At 59.6% G+C, this 19,719-nt stretch carries 15 protein-coding genes and 3 pseudogenes; 9 read left to right on the top strand and 9 right to left on the bottom strand.

Annotated features, from left to right (window positions below):
- Positions 1-28: 28 nt before the first annotated feature.
- On the top strand, positions 29-2,386 hold the full coding sequence (locus G7009_RS21990) for a membrane-bound PQQ-dependent dehydrogenase, glucose/quinate/shikimate family (protein ID WP_181132206.1): 2,358 nt from the start codon (positions 29-31) through the stop codon (positions 2,384-2,386).
- A 130-nt stretch (positions 2,387-2,516) separates the two neighbouring features.
- Here G7009_RS21990 and G7009_RS21985 read toward each other — a convergent pair.
- From G7009_RS21985 to G7009_RS21975, 3 genes and pseudogenes are all read right to left on the bottom strand, one after another.
- Positions 2,517-2,684, bottom strand: a pseudogene (locus G7009_RS21985) (IS66 family transposase); the annotation flags it as partial.
- 18 nt (positions 2,685-2,702) lie between these two features.
- A complete protein-coding gene (locus tag G7009_RS21980) occupies positions 2,703-3,734 on the bottom strand; it encodes an LLM class flavin-dependent oxidoreductase (protein ID WP_181132205.1) in 1,032 nt (343 codons plus the stop codon).
- 306 nt (positions 3,735-4,040) lie between these two features.
- The gene (locus tag G7009_RS21975) at positions 4,041-5,660 is read right to left on the bottom strand and encodes a hypothetical protein (protein ID WP_181132204.1); all 1,620 of its coding nucleotides are present in this window, start codon (positions 5,658-5,660) and stop codon (positions 4,041-4,043) included.
- Positions 5,661-5,981: 321 nt separating this feature from the next.
- On the opposite strand from G7009_RS21975, the gene G7009_RS21970 reads away from it, so the two are divergent.
- Genes G7009_RS21970 through G7009_RS21955 form a run of 4 tightly spaced genes read left to right on the top strand, consistent with a single transcriptional unit; the run spans position 5,982 to position 9,556 of the window.
- Positions 5,982-6,449, top strand: coding sequence for a MarR family winged helix-turn-helix transcriptional regulator (locus G7009_RS21970; RefSeq protein WP_181132203.1), 468 nt, complete (start codon positions 5,982-5,984; stop codon positions 6,447-6,449).
- Positions 6,431-8,428, top strand: a complete 1,998-nt coding sequence (locus tag G7009_RS21965; RefSeq protein WP_181132202.1) for an FUSC family protein — start codon at positions 6,431-6,433, stop codon at positions 8,426-8,428. The genes G7009_RS21970 and G7009_RS21965 overlap by 19 nt, the downstream gene beginning before the upstream one ends.
- The gene (locus tag G7009_RS21960; protein WP_181132201.1) at positions 8,425-8,637 is read left to right on the top strand and encodes a DUF1656 domain-containing protein; all 213 of its coding nucleotides are present in this window, start codon (positions 8,425-8,427) and stop codon (positions 8,635-8,637) included. Before G7009_RS21965 ends, G7009_RS21960 begins: the two co-directional genes overlap by 4 nt.
- A 16-nt stretch (positions 8,638-8,653) precedes the next feature.
- Positions 8,654-9,556: an efflux RND transporter periplasmic adaptor subunit gene (locus tag G7009_RS21955; RefSeq protein WP_181132200.1), complete on the top strand. Its 903-nt coding sequence runs from the start codon at positions 8,654-8,656 to the stop codon at positions 9,554-9,556.
- A 19-nt stretch (positions 9,557-9,575) separates the two neighbouring features.
- Here G7009_RS21955 and G7009_RS21950 read toward each other — a convergent pair.
- A pseudogene (locus G7009_RS21950) lies at positions 9,576-9,815 on the bottom strand (IS30 family transposase); the annotation flags it as partial.
- A gap of 216 nt (positions 9,816-10,031) precedes the next feature.
- On the opposite strand from G7009_RS21950, the gene G7009_RS21945 reads away from it, so the two are divergent.
- Both G7009_RS21945 and G7009_RS21940 read left to right on the top strand, forming a co-directional pair.
- Positions 10,032-10,478, top strand: a complete 447-nt coding sequence (locus G7009_RS21945; protein WP_181132199.1) for a globin domain-containing protein — start codon at positions 10,032-10,034, stop codon at positions 10,476-10,478.
- A 529-nt stretch (positions 10,479-11,007) separates the two neighbouring features.
- Positions 11,008-11,102 (top strand): annotated as a pseudogene (locus G7009_RS21940) (arsenate reductase ArsC); the annotation flags it as partial.
- Between the two features lie 58 nt (positions 11,103-11,160).
- Here the strand turns inward: G7009_RS21940 and G7009_RS21935 are convergent.
- The 3 genes from G7009_RS21935 to G7009_RS21925 all read right to left on the bottom strand — a co-directional run bounded on the left by G7009_RS21935 (position 11,161) and on the right by G7009_RS21925 (position 14,667).
- Entirely contained in the window at positions 11,161-12,495 is a 1,335-nt protein-coding gene (locus G7009_RS21935) for an MFS transporter (protein ID WP_181132198.1), read from the bottom strand.
- Between the two features lie 57 nt (positions 12,496-12,552).
- Positions 12,553-13,623 (bottom strand): C45 family autoproteolytic acyltransferase/hydolase, encoded by a 1,071-nt coding sequence (locus tag G7009_RS21930; protein ID WP_181132197.1) that lies wholly within the window; start codon positions 13,621-13,623, stop codon positions 12,553-12,555.
- A 132-nt stretch (positions 13,624-13,755) separates the two neighbouring features.
- The gene (locus tag G7009_RS21925; RefSeq protein ID WP_181132196.1) at positions 13,756-14,667 is read right to left on the bottom strand and encodes a LysR family transcriptional regulator; all 912 of its coding nucleotides are present in this window, start codon (positions 14,665-14,667) and stop codon (positions 13,756-13,758) included.
- A 243-nt stretch (positions 14,668-14,910) separates the two neighbouring features.
- Here G7009_RS21925 and G7009_RS21920 point away from each other — a divergent pair, with 243 nt between their 5' ends.
- Together G7009_RS21920 and G7009_RS21915 are read left to right on the top strand one after the other, a co-directional pair.
- Positions 14,911-16,632 (top strand): amidohydrolase, encoded by a 1,722-nt coding sequence (locus G7009_RS21920; RefSeq protein ID WP_181132195.1) that lies wholly within the window; start codon positions 14,911-14,913, stop codon positions 16,630-16,632.
- A 191-nt stretch (positions 16,633-16,823) separates the two neighbouring features.
- Positions 16,824-17,549 (top strand): TorF family putative porin, encoded by a 726-nt coding sequence (locus tag G7009_RS21915; RefSeq protein ID WP_181132194.1) that lies wholly within the window; start codon positions 16,824-16,826, stop codon positions 17,547-17,549.
- Positions 17,550-17,825: 276 nt separating this feature from the next.
- On the opposite strand, the gene G7009_RS21910 is transcribed toward G7009_RS21915, so the two are convergent.
- Both G7009_RS21910 and G7009_RS21905 read right to left on the bottom strand, forming a co-directional pair.
- Complete coding sequence (locus tag G7009_RS21910; RefSeq protein ID WP_258198024.1) at positions 17,826-18,638, bottom strand: class II aldolase/adducin family protein; 813 nt, start codon at positions 18,636-18,638, stop codon at positions 17,826-17,828.
- A gap of 1 nt (position 18,639) precedes the next feature.
- Entirely contained in the window at positions 18,640-19,683 is a 1,044-nt protein-coding gene (locus tag G7009_RS21905) for an ABC transporter substrate-binding protein (protein ID WP_181132192.1), read from the bottom strand.
- Positions 19,684-19,719 lie beyond the last annotated feature (36 nt).

Below are 19,719 nucleotides of genomic sequence, written 5' to 3'. Positions count from 1 at the left end.
ACACCCTGGACCTCAAAATAGGTGAATTATGATACTTAGAATTACTGCCATAGTCCTGGCGCTTATAGGGTTTGCAACCTTATATATGGGAGGGCAGCTCGTTGCTGCTGGCGGCTCGCCAGCCTATGCCCTCATTGCCGTCTCCCTGCTGCTGACCGCCGCGCTGCTCTGGGCTCGCAAACGAGTAGCGTTGATATTCTATGCGGCCGTCATGTGGGCCATATTGATATGGATCATATGGGAGGTAGGATTCGACAAGTGGCAGTGGATCCCGCGCGGCAATATCTTCGCGCTGATTGGCCTCTGGCTGGCGCTGCCGTGGGTGACGCGCTCGTTGTACGCGGGCGAGAGCAAGTCCTTCCATCCGGTCTTGGGTGGGACGGTAGCGGTCATGCTCGCGTTGGTGATCGGGGTTATGTTTTATGACCCGTACCCGCAGGAAGGGGTTATGCCTAATGCCGCGACCAGCCAAAAGAGCGATGCGCCGTCCGATGACTGGGTTGCCTATGGTGGCACCAATGAAGGACAGCGGTACTCGAAACTGGACAAGGTAAACGCCAAGAACGTCGAGGATCTGGAGGTTGCCTGGGAATATCACACCGGTGATCTTCGGGATTCGGATAAAGACGCCAGCGAATACACTTTCGAGGCCACGCCGCTCAAGGTCAACAACCTTCTCTATCTGTGCACTGCACACAATGAAGTTCATGCCCTTGACCCAGTGTCGGGCAAGTTGAAGTGGAAATTCGAGCCGGAAAAAGAGCGCTCGTACCTGCAGCAACATCAGACCTGCCGCGGCGTCAGTTATTATTCGGCGGCCAGCAATGAAGCGTCTGCGTCTGCCGGCCAATGCCAAAAGCGTATTATCACCGCAACCGCAAATTCCAAGCTGATCGCCCTCGATGCCGACAGTGGCCAGCGTTGCGCCGATTTCGGCCAGGACGGTGTGGTCGATCTAACCGCTAACATGGGGCCGATTCGACCGCATGCACTGATGCAGACGGCGGCTCCCCTCGTAGCTGGCAACCTGGTGGTGGTCGGCGGCTCGGTGATGGATAACGGCTATCACAGCGGCAACCCGCCCGGCGTGATTCGTGCCTACAACGTCATCACCGGTGAGCTGGTCTGGAACTTTGATCCTGCCACTCCTGATCAAACGGCTCCCATAGACCCGGCTGGCCAGTATCAGCAAGATACCCCCGTCGCTTGGGGCACCCTCAGCGCTGATCTCAAGAACAACCTGGTCTACGTGCCCTTTGGCAATGCCTCTCCTGATGAACTGGGGCTGCAACGCACCGAAGGCAGCAACGTCGAGCGGTTCCGCGATGCGCTGGTCGCATTGGACCTCACGACTGGGGCTTTGAAATGGGAGTTCCAGACCTCCAATAACGATCTCTGGGACCGAGATAACCCGTCGCAACCTTCGATCATGGATCTCGGTCCGCAAGGGCAGCAGCAGCCGGCGATTCTTCTGCCGACGAAGGTAGGCAACATCTTCGTGCTCAATCGCCTGACGGGCGAGCCTATCGTACCTGTGGATCAGGTGAACGTTTCTGACAAGGGGGGCGTACCGGGTGAACGATTCGCGAAAACCCAGCCGGTTTCCCGTCTCAACTTCATTCCGCAGACACTGAAAGAAAGCGCCATGTGGGGCCTGACCCCTTTCGATCAGATGGCTTGCCGAATCGCCTATAACAAGTTGAATTACACGGGTGATCCATGGACCCCGTCCAGTGAAAAAGGCTCCCTTATTTTCCCTGGCAACATAGGCTCCTTCAACTGGGGTTCGATCGCAGTCGATCCCGAGCGCCAGATTGCCGTAGGTGCGCCGGTTCGCCTGGCCTACCAGTACACCCTGATCAAGCGCGAGGCCGACACTCAGCTCAAGCGCCTGTTCACCAAGGAAGACACGCCCTACTGGAACGAAAACTTCGAAGGCGATTACGCCATCCATATCCAGCAATTTGCATCCAGCCTCGGCATTCCTTGCCTCGCGCCACCATGGGGACGCATGGTAGGCGTTGACCTGCTGACCGGTAAGACACAGTGGATGCGACGCATCGGTACGAGCAAGAACTTGAAGACTTCTTTCCTGCCTATGCCGTTTCCTGTCGGTTTCCCAATGGGCATGGTCGCTCATGGCGGCCCGCTCCTGACAGCAGGAGGCCTCGTGTTCCATGGAGCGACTGCCGACAACTTCATCCGGGCCTATGACGTCAACACCGGGGAACAGCTGTGGCAATATGAACTTCCTGCCGGTGGACAAGCGACTCCGTCGACCTATTTGGGTGAGGATGGCAGCCAGTATATTGTCATTTCTGCCGGTGGCCATGGTTCATTGGGAACGACATTGGGCGACAGCGTCATCGCCTTCAAATTGAAATAAGCCAAGAGGAGGCCCTGCGCGGCAGGGTCTCCATAACGCCAAGGCGGGTCTAGCGCTACCGCAGCCTGTCGCTCGACGCTACGAGAACCAGAGACCTTTCCAGACTTCTTGCTCTCGAAACTGGCTTGTTGTAGCCGCCAAAATCATTACAGACCAGCTTGCCCGTCCAGTCTTTCAGGAAGTTGCGAGCATGCTCTCCGGCCCGGCTGGGGCTGAGGTCGTAAACCACCGCTGTCAAGTCCGATAAGTGGCTGTTGGTGTAGACCAAAACATAGGAACGACGGGTTTTCTTCGAGCCTCAAGCAAACATCTGCTCTTATGCGAAAGTCTCTTGGGAATCCTGGCTGTGAGGGAACCAGGCCTTTGCCAGCAAACGCAGCGATTGCTGACGGTCGGCCGGATCGTAGGTATAGGTCACGGTGATCAGTTCATCGGCGCCGGTCTCGTCGACGAAGGCTTGCAACTGGCGGACGGCGGTTTCCGGACTGCCGACCGCCTTGATGCGCAGGAAAGAGTCGGCGAAAGCGTGCTGCGCCGGAGACAACTGCGTGGGGTCGGTCGGTGGCTGCAGCGCCTGGCGGTTACCGCTGCGTACGCCGATGATCATGCGCTGGGCTGTGGTCCACTGGCGCTGCGCCTCGGCATCGGTAGGCGCCAGCACGACATTGATTCCTGCCATCACGTAGGGCCGCTCGATCTGCGCGGTCGGTGCGTTCGGGTTGAACGAAGATCGATAGACCCTGAGCACCTGCTCTACATCGTCAGGGGCGAAATGCGAAGCCACCGCGAGCGGCAGGCCAAGCTGACCGGCGATCGAGGCGCCCTCGACGCTGGAGCCTAAGATCCACATCGGCACGTGCGTGCCGGCGGCGACACCAGCCGAGACCGGAGCACTCTTGCCCATGCCGTCATCGCCGAACCAGCCAGTCAGGTCCAAGATGCTGCGTGAGATGGACTGCGAGTCTGAGCCGGAGCGACCCAGTAGCGACGCGGTCAATCCGTCCGTCCCAGGCGCACGACCGATACCTAGGTCGATCCGCCCCGGGAAGAAGCGCGCCAAGGTACCGAACTCTTCCGCAACCATCAGCGGCGCATGGTTAGGCAGCATGATGCCGCCCGAACCCAGCCGGATGCGCTGGGTCCGCTCGGCCGCCCTGGCGATCAGCAGAGCCGTTGCGCTGGCACCTAAAAGTGGCGTGTTGTGGTGCTCGGCGTACCAAAAGCGTTTGTAGCCCAATGCGTCAGCCAGCTTCGCACTGGCGATCGAGGCGTCGAGCGCCTGATCCAGGCTGTGGCCTTCACTGACACTTACCAGATCCAGGACATTGAGAGGGACACGTGCAGACATGTTCGAATCCTTGCGCTATAGAGGGCGCGGCCAGTTGGGAATGGATGGCATGGGTTGGGCGTTCATGTCCAATATGTAACATTGCCTAGGCAATGGTTGCAAGCGCATGGAAAATTTGAACATCGACATCAGCAAAACAGAGTTGATCGCGATAACGCCCAGTGTCGGGCACAGCTGCCCATGCCAATGCTTTGGCCGGTATCAGCAACGGGGAGGTCCTTGGCGAGCTCTAGCCGTCCGGCACAAGGTGCCGGACGGCATATAGGGTGGTTAAGAATGGACTTGCCTACCGGAGGCAGTGCGCGCTCACTGGCAGGTTTGATTCTTCGCAGATGGAACGGTAAGGAACGTGATACTGCCAGGCTCGAAAGCGAGTTCTCCTGCAGCAGTCGCGGAGCCTTCCATCGCTGGAAGCGCATCGTTGGCACCCAGCCGTAAGGGCGTACCATTCAGCGAGACAGCTTTATCTGTCAGGTTGGCTGCGGCCAACGTGTAGCGGTTTGACGCGACAGGGAGGTTAAGCGAGCGGGTCTTTTGGCGGTCCGTATTCAGGACGAGCATCCCTACACCACCGGGCACGTCGCGCAAACAATGCGCATAAACGTGCATGCCCGCCCGGTTAACAAATCCCGTGTCCAGCACCGTCGTCCCCATCAGGCGGCGCCAGAGCAGCGCACCCCAAAAGTTGGGCTTGGGCTCAAAAGTGTTTTCGTCCAGGAGTCCGTAATCGCTGGCGACCAGTGTGTTATGGAAGATGACATCCACTTCCTGACGGGCGAGTCGACCGAGCTGGTCCAGGTAGCGGAAGGTGTCCAGGAAGGTACCGCCCCAAGGATTGCCACCGCATGCTGCGTCTGCCGTTTCCGTGTTCCAGAAGGGCTTGCCGGGCATGCTCTTGTCGCGCACGCCCCGATAGTAGGCGAGCGTCTGGTCGGTGCGGCCCAGCCAGTCCTCGGATAGCGCCTGATCGGCGCTGGTCTGATGACCCATAGCGGTGCAGCGTTGAGATGCAGCGCCATAGTGGTGATAGGAGAATGCATCGGCCTCCCCTGTCGAAACAGCAAGCTCGGCCGCTGGCAGCACCTTCTGATTTCCGTACCCGCCCATTGCGACGGCCCAGTCAGCATTCGCTTCTCCGACAGAGCCTGGAGCAAGGAGCTTCGTGTCCGGATATTCTTTGCGCATGAATGCGTCGAATACCCGGTAGTCACGGCCAAACGCCGCCGCATCATAGCCTTCGGGGGCGCCGCCCATTGAAGCCATCGTGGGCTCATTCATATATTCGACTGCGGCGACGGTTCCACCATGCGCCTTGGTGAACGCGAGCCAACGGCGGGCTTGGTCGGGCTTCCAGACACCATCCGCCCCACGCGTGCCGACGCCTGTTGGCATCGAAGTGACAATAGGTGCGTCTACTGCCCGTGAAAAATCAATTCCCGCCAGCCACTGCTGACGTGTAAGCACACCACCATAGCCTTGGGGTGGATCCTTGGGCGGCGTGTCTGTGTCGGCGAAGTAGGTCGTGTTGGCCCATGTCCCGCTGATCCGCATGTAGGCCGGCCCAAGGGCCTGAGCCATTGCGCGCAACCGTTTGTTAGTGAGGTCAAGCGGGGGGCGGTACTGATAGAGGCCGGGATCCATTCCAGTAGGTGCATCGTCGTTCTGGATTTCACTGCTCGAAGCAGCGGAAGCTTGTCCAGCCTTCGTTCCAATTTCCTTGTACGGTTTCCAGAATTTGCCGCCGGTCACCTCTAACATCTCGACATTGTATGACTGATAGCGTTCGTCAATCGTGCCAACGCGCTTCATGGCGCCTGGGGTGAGTGGTTGAGCCGAAAGATCCTGCGCCGCCTGCGTCACCTGGGGCATGGCCACCATGGCAGCGAGCACAGCGCTCGTCACAGATGTCTTCAAAAACGGAATCATAAATTTACCTCTGGTGACGGACTCGAAAATTCAAGTGTGGGTGTGACACAGGATCGGCCGTCTCGTTCGCACAAACGATTCCTGAACCTAGGACCTAACTGGTGCTGTAGAGCGCGCGAATTGCGTATGGCGCATAGAAGAGGTCCAGAGCGAAGAGGTGTTTTCACCATAGCACGCCCCCTCCGGAAGACAGTGTTCCCTCGCTACTGAGACTGAACGAAAAACGCACATTTAATTGCTTAAGCAACGATTGCTCTCTAAACTCAATAACCTTTTCCCCTGACCACACTCTGCACGAACACTTTGAACAGGAAAAATACATTGCCGCATTCAGCCGCAGCTCTTTACGCATTGACCAACGCTCTACAGCCCGTCAGGCGCGCCTGGCAACAGGCCGCTGTGGTAGCTCTCGCTGACTCCGGACTTTCAGTATCGCTGGCTACAGCGGTGCTGCTGGTCCATCGCCTCGGCGACGGGGTGCAGCAAAAGGTGCTGGCTGAAGAGATAGGGGTTAATCCGGGGGCTATGGTGCGCACTCTCGATCAAGCAGAAGCAGCCACCTTGCTCCAACGCCGCGAAATACCAGGAAACCGTCGGGTCCGAGCGGTTCACATCCTCCCTGAAGGACGCCGCCTGGCGGTGAAAATGGAGCAAGCACTTGCCGATATGCGTGCCGCCGTGCTCGGAGACATTCCTGCACAGGATATCGAAACCACTACACGTGTTCTGCGACAGTTCGAAGAGCGGGCCTACGAACACCTGAAACAGTCATGGGCCAAACTTCCGTGACTATGGCTCCAGGAGCACTGCTGTTTTCGATAAAGTTGTTTATCGCAGCCATGCTTTCTTTTGTCATTGCCGTAAAAATCGGGCTGCCCCAGCCTTACTGGGCGGTAGTGACCTGTTGCGTGGTCATGAACCCCATGACGGGGGCGATTCGATCCAAGGCGGTGTATCGCTTTAGCGGCACGCTCTGTGCCGGTGTGGTAACCCTCGCCATGGTCGGACTTTTCGCCAGTACGCCACTGCTCCTTATTGTAGCCTCCGGCCTGGTGGCGACCGCCGCCTTCGGCTGTGCTTTTCTCGACCGAACGCCGCGCAGCTATGGGTTTCAACTGTTTGCCATCACCTTGATGTTGGTTGCGGTGGCCGGAGTCGATCATCCAGAAACGATGTTTGACACAGTAATCGCCCGGATCTGTGAGATTTGTATTGGCATCACATTAAGCACCTTGGTGGACAGCCTTATTGCCCCTCGCTCGCTGGCAAATACGTTACGCAGCAACCTGCATCGCTGGCTGGCCGACGTCGAGAGCTGGATCGTCGATGTGCTGGAAGGAAAAACCGGCGACAGCGCCAGCACTGTCGCCCATCATCGGCTACAGACCGTCCGCGACATCACCTCCCTGTCGCTGATGCTCACCCAATTGCACTACGACCCCACGGTCCCACGCCAGGACATCCAATACGCGCTGGCCATCCAACAGCGCCTGTTGCGCCTCGTTCCTCTGTTATCGGCAATCGAAACCCGTATCACTGCCCTCGGCGCTGACGAAGCCTCGGCGCTCGCGCCCTCCCTCGCCGAAGCCCTGAATGCCATTCGAGCGGGCGACACGGCAGCGAAAAACCTGTCCGAGAACATTTACGCGCTTCCCTTGATGGCAGATGAGCAACAGCCTTGGCAGTTGCTTGTTCATGAAAACCTGGCAGAGTTGCTCACCCAATTGCTGGCTATCTGGAGCGAGGTGCGAACTATCGACGCCGCACTGGACGGTGCTCGGACGCTCGATCCGGCGCTGCAAAGGCAGGTCGGCAATACCATTGCTTTTGCGCTAGCCCCGGACAAGGACTTGGCATTGCGCATTGCCGCCGCCATTCTCACCACGTATGTTTTACTGTGCAGCCTCTGGGCGGCGACCGGCTGGCATCAAGGTCCCAATACAGTGTTGTTGGGCACCGTCGCCCTGGCTTTTTTCGGCGGCGGCGACGAGCCTGGACGCGCCATCAGTATGTTCGGACGTTTTGGCCTGCTTTCGCTCACGCTCGTTGGCTTCCTTTGCTACGGGTTGTTGCCGCTGGCCCATGACTTTCCCACCTTCGTGTTGATGATGGGGATTTTCATGCTGCCTCTCGGCGTATGGGCGGCCACCAATCCCATGGCAATTCTGATACTCGCTCTGGGACTTAGCTCGATCAATCTACAGGGCCAGTACACGCCCCTCGATTTCGCCAGTTTTCTGGAATCCGTATTTGCCAATTTGCTCGGGATCTATACGGCGTTTCTCTGTTCCGGCCTGTTCCGCACCCTGGGCGCGAAACATGCGCTATCACGCTTTGTACGGATGGAAACCCTGGAAATCAGCCAACTGACTCAGAAAGCCAGCCAGAAAAAACGCGATGCCTATCTGGCTCGCACCCTTGATCGCATTTCATCCATTACCGCCCGTCTCGCGGCGGCGGGGCAAATTGATCGCAGCGTGAGGTTGCTGACACGCCTGAGCGTAGGTGTGCATGTAGCTGAGCTGAACATGGCCTCCCCCGCACTGAATAGCCGCCTGCGAATCTCCATTGAGCACCTACTTGACCGCGTCCGCATGGAAATCGACCGTCCACAGCCATCGAACGAACTGCTTGCTCTCATCGATGGCACGCTCACACTCTTCTGGCACCAACGGCCAACACTCGAGTGTTCAAACGCGACTCAGGCACTGGTCGGTCTGAGAGTCTCCCTGTTTGCTCAATCTCCCGCCTGGGTACCTGCGCCATGATTGGAGAAATCAACATCGCCGGCGTGTTCATTTCGCCGCTACTTCTATGCTTGGTTGCAGCCTTTTTCGGCCGGCTGATCGTTTCGAAATTACTGGAAGCAATTGGACTCTACCGTCACATTTATCAGCGCGCGATATTCGATACCTCTCTTTTCCTTCTGCTCATCGGTGTGGCATTCATCACGCTACGCGCACTCACGTCACCTTGAAAATCAGTCGGTAACTATGAACCGAGAAAAACTTCTATCGCTTCTGAAAACCACCTTGACGGTGTTCATCGCTCTTCTGGCGGCCCTGGTCCTATGGTATCTCTACAGTTACTACACATACGCGCCGCAAACCCGCGATGGGAAGATACGCGCCGATGTCGTGTCGCTGGCCGCCGATGTATCGGGCCGAGTCGAGGCCGTTTATGTCCGGGACAATCAAAGGGTGCGGCGCGGCGATCTGCTGTTTACCGTCGATAAGGTTCGCCTGAGCAATGCCGTGGAACAAGCGCAAGCCGCCGTTGCCACCGCGCAAGCCACCCTCAACGCCGCAGAACGCGAAAACCGACGGTATATGGCATTGGGAAATGCCGGCTCTAAACAGCAGCGTGACGAACGGCGAACCAAAGCGGAAGAATCTCGGGCCCAAAGTGCTCAAGCCATTGCAGACCTGAACCTGGCCCGCATCAATCTGGATAGAGCTGAAGTACAGGCTCCGGTCAATGGCATCGTCACCAACTTTTCCCTCAGACCCGGCGCCTACGCGACAGCCGGCCAGCCGCTGATGGCATTGGTCGACAGCGACAGCTTTTATGTGGCCGGTTACTTTGAAGAAACAAAGCTGGCACGCATCCAGCCGGGCGCCCACGCGACCGTTCATGTCATGGGTGAGGACCGGTCTTTATTCGGACATGTCGAGAGTACTTCCGCAGGCATTGAGGATCGAGAGCGCACCTCCACCTCGAACACCCTGCTGGCCAACATCAATCCAACCTTCAGTTGGGTCCGCCTGGCGCAGCGCGTACCCGTGCGGATCGCCATTGACGAGGTGCCCCAGGGCTTTGAACTGATTTCAGGACGAACAGTAACCGTGACCCTGGACGGAGCGGATGAGGTAATTGGCCTGGGGCGGAAATTTTGAGGTAGGTTTCGCAATGACGAGTGCGCTCCACCAACGTGCCTACAGACGAGGTGTCGGCCTTGCCCTTGATCAGGCCGCCTTCCCAATGCCCCGGCATCAGCCAGTCCTCGATCTCCGGCGGGGACATATGAATGCTGTCCCTCTCGAGAACCTGGCCGCGTCGACCCACGCCGCCAGGTCGCGATCTGCGCATCGTCTTGCTTTGGCGCAGGCATAGGAGCAGCTCCTTGCGCAGTTCACCGGCCGCCAAGGCATAAAGTAAAAATCGATGCTGTGGCTGATGGCAACGCTAGAGATGGTTGTTCCGGGTTGCAGGAATTCCTGAACCACTTGAACAGCGAGGGCACGCTATTCGTCTCGAACACTGCTGCTCGATCTGGCGGTATCTCGGAGCTCGTCCCTAGGCGCTACTATCGAAAGCAACAGGTCTGGGCTAGAGTCAATGAACCGTTATAAGCCTGAAGCGGAGTGACTTATGAGCGAACCACTTTCTCCTGCAACCATCGCCATTATCAAATCTACAGCGCCGGCGCTGCAGAAACATGGAGTTGAGATCACTACTCGGATGTATGAGCGTCTGTTCATTGATCCGGAAATCAAGGCGCTGTTCGACGAGGCGGCGCACAAATCCGGCGAACAACCCAAGCGTCTGGCGGCAGCAATCCTCGCCTTCGCGAACAATGTGGATAGGCTCGAGGCCATTGACAGTGCCGTAAATAATATCTGTGCCCGCCACGTGGCTACCCATATCAAAGCAGAGCATTATCCAGCCGTCGCTAACGCTCTGTTGCCGGCAATCAAGGATGTGCTGGGTGACGCAGCTACTGATGAGGTTCTAAACGCCTGGGGCCAAGCGTACTGGTTCCTTGCTGACCTTATGATCAGTCGTGAAAAAGCCCTCTATCAAGACGTTTCAGAATAACCGTCCGGCAAAGTCATCTACCCGTTCCCCCTAAGTGTGATGGTGTTCACTTAAAAATAGGTGGACTCCATTGCCTGATCTCTTTGCACAACTTCTCAACCCTACCCTCTCTCCGTCGATCATTTTCTGTTGGGCGGTGGGATGAATAACCAGCGATGGCTGCAGCCAGACACATCCATGAATCTAATAATGGGTTCGCAGTTTTATTCCGGACGCGGATAGAAAGCCTTCATCCCACTAACCCGGGCCGCCGGAGTGAGCATCGCCTTGCTCGATTTACTTACGTCCATAATGTACTTACTACCCGATGAGTTGCTCCCCCCGCTCTGCAGAATGCTACCCGCTAGCTATCTTGCGATTGATCGATGGTGAATACAGCCGAGCAGAGATAGTAGGTTGAGTTAAACAGCACGTCTGCTTCGCCGGACAAGCCAGAACCACCCTATGGGTGGTTCCTCTGCTCAGATCCATTCTCACCCAGGAATGCTTTCGGCCAAAGCGGACGGAGTAACCCGCGCGAGTCCTGTTCATGTGCACGGCCAACAGCTGCCGCAGCATCCTGTCCGAAGCCAGGGACGAATGTTGCCGCGCAGCCTTTGCACGTTGCAGCAAGTCGGTGTCTCGCCGAGGCCCTGTCAGCCTTCGGGCAGGCGCCGATGATTGCTTCGATTCGGGTAAGGCATCAACGCCCAGTCAGCACCGCCTGCCCGGTATCGTTCAAGGGTTGCTCATCAATCTGCGCCATGGTTAGGCGCGAGGTTTCCTTGAGCATCAGCGAGCATATCGCGACCAAGAGCAACGCCCCGGCGCCATATATCGCCACGCCTATGGGGTTGTTGTCAGTGAGGATCAAAATCGCCGTGGCAATGCTCGAAGCCGTACCTCCGCCCAAGGCAGCGCCGACCTGGTAGCTGGCTGAAATCCCTGAGTAGCGCATGCTGCGCGGGAACTGCTCACCCAGGAATGCCGGGATCGGCCCCTGTGTCGCGCCCATGAGGGCACCGGTCAGGCTGTAAGCGAACAGGGCGATGGCAAAGCTCCTCATCTCAACGAGCGCGAAGAAAGCGAACAGGCCAAGGGCCATGATCAAGGCGCCGAATACCATCACTGTACGCCGTCCCAGACGGTCCGACAGATGACCGAACAGTGGTGCCGACAGCACGATAGCGACCGATAACGTCAAATCGAACATCAGCGCCTGGGTGCTGCCATAGCCAACCTGGGTGGCGTAGGTCAGGAAGAAGGTGCTGCCAATGTACGCGATGGTGCAATAGCCGAAGGCAATCCCGGTGCACAACAGCAATTGCCGCGGCCGTTGACGCAACGCCTCGGCCAGCGGTGCGCGTACGGGCTTGGATGTCGGCGTTGCATCTAGCGCTGGAGCCTTGAGTCGAGCATACAGACCGATCAGCACCAGGCTACCGCCCAACCAGAACGGAATGCGCCAGGCGAAGTCCACCAGGTTATCGTTGGCGGCCGCACTGACGATGGCGAACACCGCCGCGCCAAGAATACCGCCGACCCCGATACCCATGCTGGTGAAGCTGCCCCATAACCCCCGCCTGCCAAACGGCGCGGACTCGAGACCAAACAGCGCGGCGCCGCCCCACTCACCACCAGCGGCGAAGCCTTGGACAAGACGCAGCAGCACCAGCAGTATCGGCGCGGCCACGCCGATACTGGCGTGACTCGGCAGGCAACCGATGAGGAACGTGCTCAAGCCCATGAGCAGCAAGGTGGTCACCAGGACTTTCTGGCGGCCGATGCGGTCGCCGTAGTGGCCGAACACCAGGCCGCCGAGGGGCCGTGCGAAAAAGCCGGCTCCGAAGGCGCTGAAAGCCACCAGGGTGGCCGTCAGGTGATCCATGTCGGGGAAGAACACCTGTGGAAAAACCAGAGCGGCTGCGGTGCCGTAGATGATGAAGTCGTAAAACTCCAAAGCCGTGCCGAGGCCGGATACGCAGAAGGTCCGAAACGCAGACCGGAAAGAAGCAGGGTTGGCGGGTTGCGCATGCATTGTTGTTGTTCTCGTTGTTCGGATGCCGCCCCGCACAGGCAGCGGCACCGGGTGGGCTCAGAAACGTTCGAAGCCAGCCTTGGCCAGTTGCAGCGGCGTGCCCGCCACGTACTCCAGACGGCAGTGCTCGGTGTCGATGCCGACGCTGAGCAAGGTCTGCCAACGCTCGGTGTCGGGCATGGTCATGTCCGGGTGGAAGCAGATCGGCGCGCTATCGCCGTCCGCACCGCACATGGCTTCGGCACGGGCGCGCAGATCGGTACTGTCCATCTGGCCAATCACCTGCTCCAAATGGCCCAGACGGCACTGGGTTTCGGCGCGGTCGGCGACCTGCTCACCCAGGCTCAGGCGCGGGTCGAGGAAGTGGTTGGTGTGCAGTAGCCAGCCATCCTCACGCGGCAGCACCAGCTCTGTGCGTGCAGGACTGAGCTCGATACTCGCAGCCCGCGGACTGCTGTCCTCGCGAGAGAACACCGTCAGTACCGTAGAGGCACTGACCCTCGCCGAGCGCGCGAGCTCGATGGCCTCATCGACACTGCTGGCCTCTTCAAGCAGACGCCGGGCGATAGCATGCACCGGCACCCCGCCGCCATCGTTGTCGCTGATGTGGTGGAGGATGTTGAAGTGCAGACCGAGGCCGGCACTGTTGACGCCGAGTTTGGCCAGCATGCCGAATTCGCAGAACAGCTTGACGTGCATGCCGCGCGCGGTATGCAGCGCCAGCATCAGGCCATGTGGGCAAAGGCTGTCATGCCAGTCCCAGGTCTGCAGGGTCTGCGGCGCGCGCGGACCGCGTGGGGCATGCACGGTGGTGGAGCACTCGCTGTGACGGGCGCGCGCCGCCAGCACTTCGGTACGGGCGTTCAAGCTCGCCAGTTGCCACTGCGGCAGGTCCGCGGCGCAGGCCATGGCGATCACTTCGCTGGCCAGGTCCGGGCTCCAGGCCTCCAGCGCTGCCAGACTGTTCTCTCCGATACGCTGTGCCTCGCGCACGGTGACACCTACTCGTGGGAAGAAGTCCAGGTACAGATTGGTGGTGTGACGGATCTGCTCGGCGAAGCGCTCGCCGATCTGGCGGCCGCGCTCGAGCGGGCTGCGGGTCTCGGTGACGAGTGTATGGATCTTCACTGCGGGGGCTCCTGATACAGCGGGCTGTAGTTAGCGACCAGAGCAAGCCTAACCAGTCCCACTCAGCCAATCATCGCCACCCGCCGCACAACTTTTGTGCCTGGGCGGAACAATTGTGTCTCGCGTCCTCGCTCACAGACCCTGACTACGCAGGTGCTCATGCAATAGCGCGATAAACGTCTGCACCTTGCGAGTGCTGCGGCGATGCGGCAGGTACAGCACATGGACCCAGGGTCCAAACGCACTCAACGCCCGCCAGTAATCCGGCATTACCTCCACCAGCTGTCCCTTGGCCAGGTAGGGTATCGCGCACCAGGTGGGAATGAACTGCAGCCCCTGGCCATCGAGCAAGCAGGCCAGCAGGAAGTCGAAGTTGTCGCTGACGAGCTTGGGTGTGGGCTGGCGCACGCGCAGTGTCTGGCCATCGCGTTCGACCCACCAAAAACTGCGGTTGAGCAGCGGATGGCGCAGCAGCAGCCAGTCGTGCTGAGCGTAATTCTCCAAGGTAATCGAGTCACCACGCGGGGCAAGATATTCGGGGCTGGCGCAAAGGATCACGCGGTTTTCGATCAGGGGTTGGGCGATGAGCTCGGGTTGGTCGGTGGGACCGTCACGCAGCGATAGGTCGTAGCCGCCATCGATCAGGTCATCGTTGGCATCGTTGAGGTTCACCTCCAGCCGTACCTGCGGGTGCTCGCGCATAAACCGGCAACAGACCTGATTGAGAAAGGCCGGACCGAACGACGGTGGCGCCGTAATGCGCAGCGTGCCGCGTAGCTCATGCTGCAGTTGCTCCACCTCTTCGGTGACCCGTTGCAAGTGCATCAGCGCCTGGCGGGCGCCCTCAAGATACAAGCTGCCAGCTTCGGTGAGAGCCATACGCCGCGTGGTGCGCTCAAACAGGCGCACGCCCAGTTCGGCTTCCAGATGCGCAACCGCCTTGGTGATGGCCGACGGCGTTTTGCCCAGCTGTTCGGCTGCGCGGCTGAAACTGCCTTGCTCGGCCGCAGCGACGAAGATGGTCAGCGCTGTCATTTTGTCCATGGTGTCTTCCTGTTCGGCACACATTCGAGCCTGCGAGAGGGCGGTGAGTATCGGCGCCTTTTCATCAAGCTGGCAAATCATGAGGATATGAATAGGTGCAGTCCGGACAGACGCTTGCGTCATTGCAATCTTGGATAACGCATTTGTTCCAGAGGGCAAAAAAAGTTGTGCCTGTCTTCGCATTTAATCGCCCTTGCGCCTTCGCTAGGCTGCCGATGAATCACAACAAGAACGAGGCACCGAATGAAGCAGCTGTTGAAAATTGCAATCAGCGCCGGGGTGGCATTCACGTCGCTTCCCGGCATGGCAGCGGTAGATCTGATCTTGCACAACGCCAAGGTCTATACCGCCGAGCCAGGTCAGCCGTTGCAGCAGGCCGTTGCCGTCGAAGGCGAGAAGATCGTCGCAGTCGGTTCCGACCAGGCGGTGCTGCGTCTGAAGGCCGAGGGGACGCGAGTCATCAACCTGGGTGGCAAGGTGTTGATGCCGGGCATGCTCGATTCCCACTCCCACGCCATCAAGGGCGGCCTGCAGATGGAGCTGGCCAACCTGGCCGGCGAGGAGATCCCCCTCGACGAACTGGAACAGCGCCTGCGCCAGTGGCGCGACGATGGCAAGGCACGCCGCGGCGAGTTTCTCAGCATCGGCGGCCTGCCTTCGACCTATTGGAATGACATCCCTGCCCTGGAACAGCGCTTCAACCACGGCGAATGGGCCGAGCAACCGATGCTCTTCGCTGCCTATGACATGCACACCGGCTGGGCCAACCAGGCCATGCTCAAGCGCGCTGGGGTCGATGCCAGGACGATCGCGGCGCTGCCAGTCGAAGCACGCAACACCATCGGCCAGCACAAGGACGGCACCCCCAACGGCTTCCTCGTCGATGCCAGTTACTACCCGGTGAGCGACTTGCTGCCGCCACTGCTCCACGACACACTGATGAGCGCTGGGCGCATGGCTCTGGAACACTCCAAGCAGTTAGGCATCACCGGTTGGATGGACCCCTTGAGCAATGAGTTGCCAGGGGCCGATGTGAAGAACAACTCGCTGGGCGTACTGCCAATCTACAAGGAGCTCTCCGACAAGGGCGAATTGACCGCCCACGTCGCCGCCCTGCTGATGGCTGACTCCAAGGCCCGCCCTGCCGACCTGGACGAACTGGACAAAGTGCGCCAGCAGTTCCTCGGCGTGCACAACCTCACCCTGCCAGGCATCAAGGTGTTCGCCGACGGTGTCGCCGAGATCCCGGCGCAGAGCGCTGCGATGCTCGAGCCCTACAAGAACTCCGGGCAACGCGGCGAGCTGCTGCTGGACCCGAAACATTTTGGCGAGCTGGTCAGCGCCGCCGATGCCCGTGGCTGGCTGGTACATGTGCACGCCATCGGCGACCGCGCGGTGCGCGAGACGCTCAACGGCATCGAACAGGCCCGGCATGACCGCAACAGCGGTATCCCCCACTCCATCACCCATCTACAGATGGTCAATCCGAAGGAGTACGCACGCTTCAAGGGCCTCGACGTGATCGCCTCGATGCAGCTGTACTGGGCCAGCGCCGATGCGTCCAACATAGACCTGGTCAAGCCGTACGTGGACGCGATGGCCTTCATGCACACCTTCCCGGCCCACTCGCTGCTCAAGCACGGCGCGATCATCGCCGGCGCCAGCGATTGGCCGATCACCACCCCGGACCCGTGGAAGGCGATCTACCAGGCCGTCAGCCGCAAGGGCCCCAAAGGCGTGCTCAACCCGAACGAAGCCATCGACCGCAAGGACATGTTCCAGGCCTATACCCTCAATGCCGCCCGGGCTATGCGCCTGGAGCAGAAGGTCGGCTCGCTGAAGGTCGGCAAACAGGCCGACATGATCGTCCTCGACCGCGATGTGCTCAGCGTCGATCCCGAGGCACTGCGCGAGACACAGGTGGTGCAGACCTGGTTCGCTGGCAAGCAGATCTACGCTCGCTAAGTTACCGGAACCGCGCAGCCCTTTTCGCGAGCAAGCCCTCGCCAGCTTGCCTGCGAAAGAAGCTGGCACCGACTGAACACAGCCAGCCGCCCTGATTGATTCGGAAAGCACACTTTCGGAGTCGGCTTTGCGCCACGAGCACGCCAGCACTCCTCCACCTCACCTAAAACAACAATAAACGGAACGTCTCCATGACCCCACGCAACCTCATCGCAGGCGGCCTTCTTTTCTGTGCGCCGCTGGCCCACGCCATCGACCTCGGCGAGCACTTCATCCTCGAGGCCAAGGCCGGTCTCTTCAGTGACTACCGTACTCGCGGCATCTCCCAGACCCAGAACGATCCCGCGCTGCAGGGCTCGCTGACTCTGCTTCATTCAAGCGGCCTGTATGTCGGTCTGTGGAGTTCCAACGTTGATTTCGGGTTCGGGAGCCGCACTCGCCAGGAGCAGGACTACTATGCCGGCCATTTTTGGCAGATCAGCGACGACGTCACCCTCGATACCTCGTACATCAAGTACGTCTACCCGCGACAGAGCGCTCTGAACTACGGCGAATACCATATGGAATTGCGTGCCTGGGGCGTGCTACTCGGTGGCAACTACTCGGACGACTTCAACCGTGACCAGTCGATGCTCTACAGCTACATCGGCTATGTTACGCAACTGCCCTACGACACCGGCCTGCAGGTGCGCTACGGCCGCAACGACTACAAGGACCCCAGCTGGTTCTCCGGCGACGGCGGCAGCCGTGGAGCCTACCAAGAGTGGGAGGTGAAGTTCAGCCGTACAATGCTGTCACTTGACTGGTCGCTGAGCTACATCGACACCGACCTGTCCCAGGCTGAGTGCGCCAACTACATGGGCTTCGAGGATGTCTGCACCGCCACCGTGGTGATGTCGATCGGCAAGGCGTTCTGACCGTCCTTCATACATCAAGTGCAAGGGCTGCCCGTATCACCTCGGCTGCCAACCGCACGACACGGTCGGCCCTCATCTTCTCTTTCCATGATGATTAGTGGCTTCCAGTATTCCGAGGATAGGTCACCCTCATTCCACTAACCCGAGCAGCCGGAGTGAGCACCGCCTTGCTCGATTTATCCACGTCCATTATATGGACGACTCCGACTCCTCGGATCAGCCAGTAATCAGCAATGATCCTTGCAAAGTTTTGAGCGAATGAACAAAAAGTCTGAATCAGTCGCGATAACCCGGCGCCACTCGGTCCAGCAATCTCAACAAAGCCGCCCAAGCCAAATGCATGCCATCCAGGTCACTCAACTCCCCCTCCTTCAACGGCCGCGTCGGTGCATTGAACTGTCGCTCCGTATGCACGCATACCTCATGGGGCGGCAGGATTACCTGCCCGGCCTGCTGCGCTGCAAGCTGTATCTCGCAGGCTTTTTCCAGGTAGTACATGCGCAGGAAGGCCTCGGCCACTGTACTGCCGACAGTCAGCAAGCCATGGTTGCGCAGGATCATCACCGAATTTTCGCCTAGGTCCGCCACCAACCGCTGCTGCTCGTCCATGTCCAAGGCGATGCCTTCATAAGCGTGGTAGCCGACCCTGCCGTAGAACTCCATGGAGATCTGGTTGAGGGGCAGCAGCCCGCAGTCCAGGGCCGCCACCGCACAGCCGGCACGGGTGTGGGTATGCAGCACACAGTGGGCGTCCTCACGGGCGCCGTGGATGGCACTGTGGATGACGAAGCCGGCCGGGTTGACCGGGTACGGGGCCGGCTCCACCGGGTTGCCGCGCAGGTCGATCTTTACCACCGTGGAGGCGGTGATCTCATCGAACATCAAGCCGTAGGGGTTGATCAGGAAGTGATGCTCCGGGCCAGGCAGGCGTACGGAAATGTGGGTGAAAATCAGGTCGCTCATGCCAAAGTGCGCGATCAGCCGGTAGCAGGCGGCCAGTTCCTGACGTAGGTTCCATTCGGCGGGGCTCATCGTTGGTGTCCTGGCTGAGGTAGGTTGGGGGCGCCATGCGCCCCAGGGAAGATCCATATCACCTGCTAGCCCAGGCGTTGAAGCGCTGCTCCAGCTCTTCACCATGATCCACCCAGAATTCCACGTTCATCGCCAGCGCGCCCTCAAGATTCTGAGGCGAAGTTGGCACCCAGCTAGCCAAGGTCGTATCAAGCTTCGCCGCGGCCTGGGTATTGGTCGGTCCATAAGGAATCTGCTCGACATAGCGCACCTGGGTGTCCGGACGGTTGGCATAGGCGATCAGTCGCTGTGCCTGCTCGGCATGCCTGGACCCTTTGATGATCGCCCAGTAATCCATGCCATACAGACTCCCTGGCCATACCACTGCCAGCGGACTGCCCTGCAGAGCGGCGACGGCAATGCGGCCGCTGTAGGTGGAAGTCATTACCACGTCACCCGCGGCCAGCCATTGGGCTGGCTGGGCACCGGCATCCCACCACTGGATGTAGGGCTTGAGTTCGGTGAGTTTGGCGAAGGCACGCTCTACCCCCGACGGCGTGGACAACACCTTGTACACCTCATCCACCTTGACCCCGTCGGCCAGCAGCGCGAATTCCAGGTTGTACACCGCGCGCTTGCGCAGGCCGCGCTTGCCTGGGTACTTTTTCACGTCCCAGAAGTCGGTCCAGGAGGTCGGTGCCTGGGCTAGCTTGGCGCGGTCGTAGGCGATCGCCACGCTCCACACCAGTGCCGCCGATCCACAGTCCTGGGCGGCATCGGGGACCAGCTCGTCGGCATGGTCAAGCTGCTGCCAGTCCAGGCGCTCGTAGATGCCCTCCTCGCACCCGCGCATCAGGTCCGGCCCTTCGATCTGCACTACGTCCCAATCGACATTGCCGGTATCGGCCATCACCTGGATCCGCGCCATCTCGCCGTTGTATTCGCTCTGGATCAACTTGCTGCCGTCCTGGGCGCTGAAAGGCTGGAAAATCGCCGCGTCCTGGGCTTTCTGGCCGGCACCGCCATAGCCAACCACGACCATCTGGGGCGCCGCCTGCGCGCCGCCCAGGCCAAGGGCCAAAAGCACTGCGCACAAACCGGTCCTGCGAGGAAATGCTTGCATCGGTGGTTCCTCCTGCGGTGCCTGCACAGGTGCGGC

Origin of the sequence: Pseudomonas capeferrum, assembly GCF_013523055.1 — a bacterium.
Lineage (GTDB): Bacteria > Pseudomonadota > Gammaproteobacteria > Pseudomonadales > Pseudomonadaceae > Aquipseudomonas > Aquipseudomonas capeferrum_A.
The sequence above is the reverse complement of the archived record's forward strand: the minus strand, read 5'-3'. Positions and strand labels throughout refer to the sequence as shown.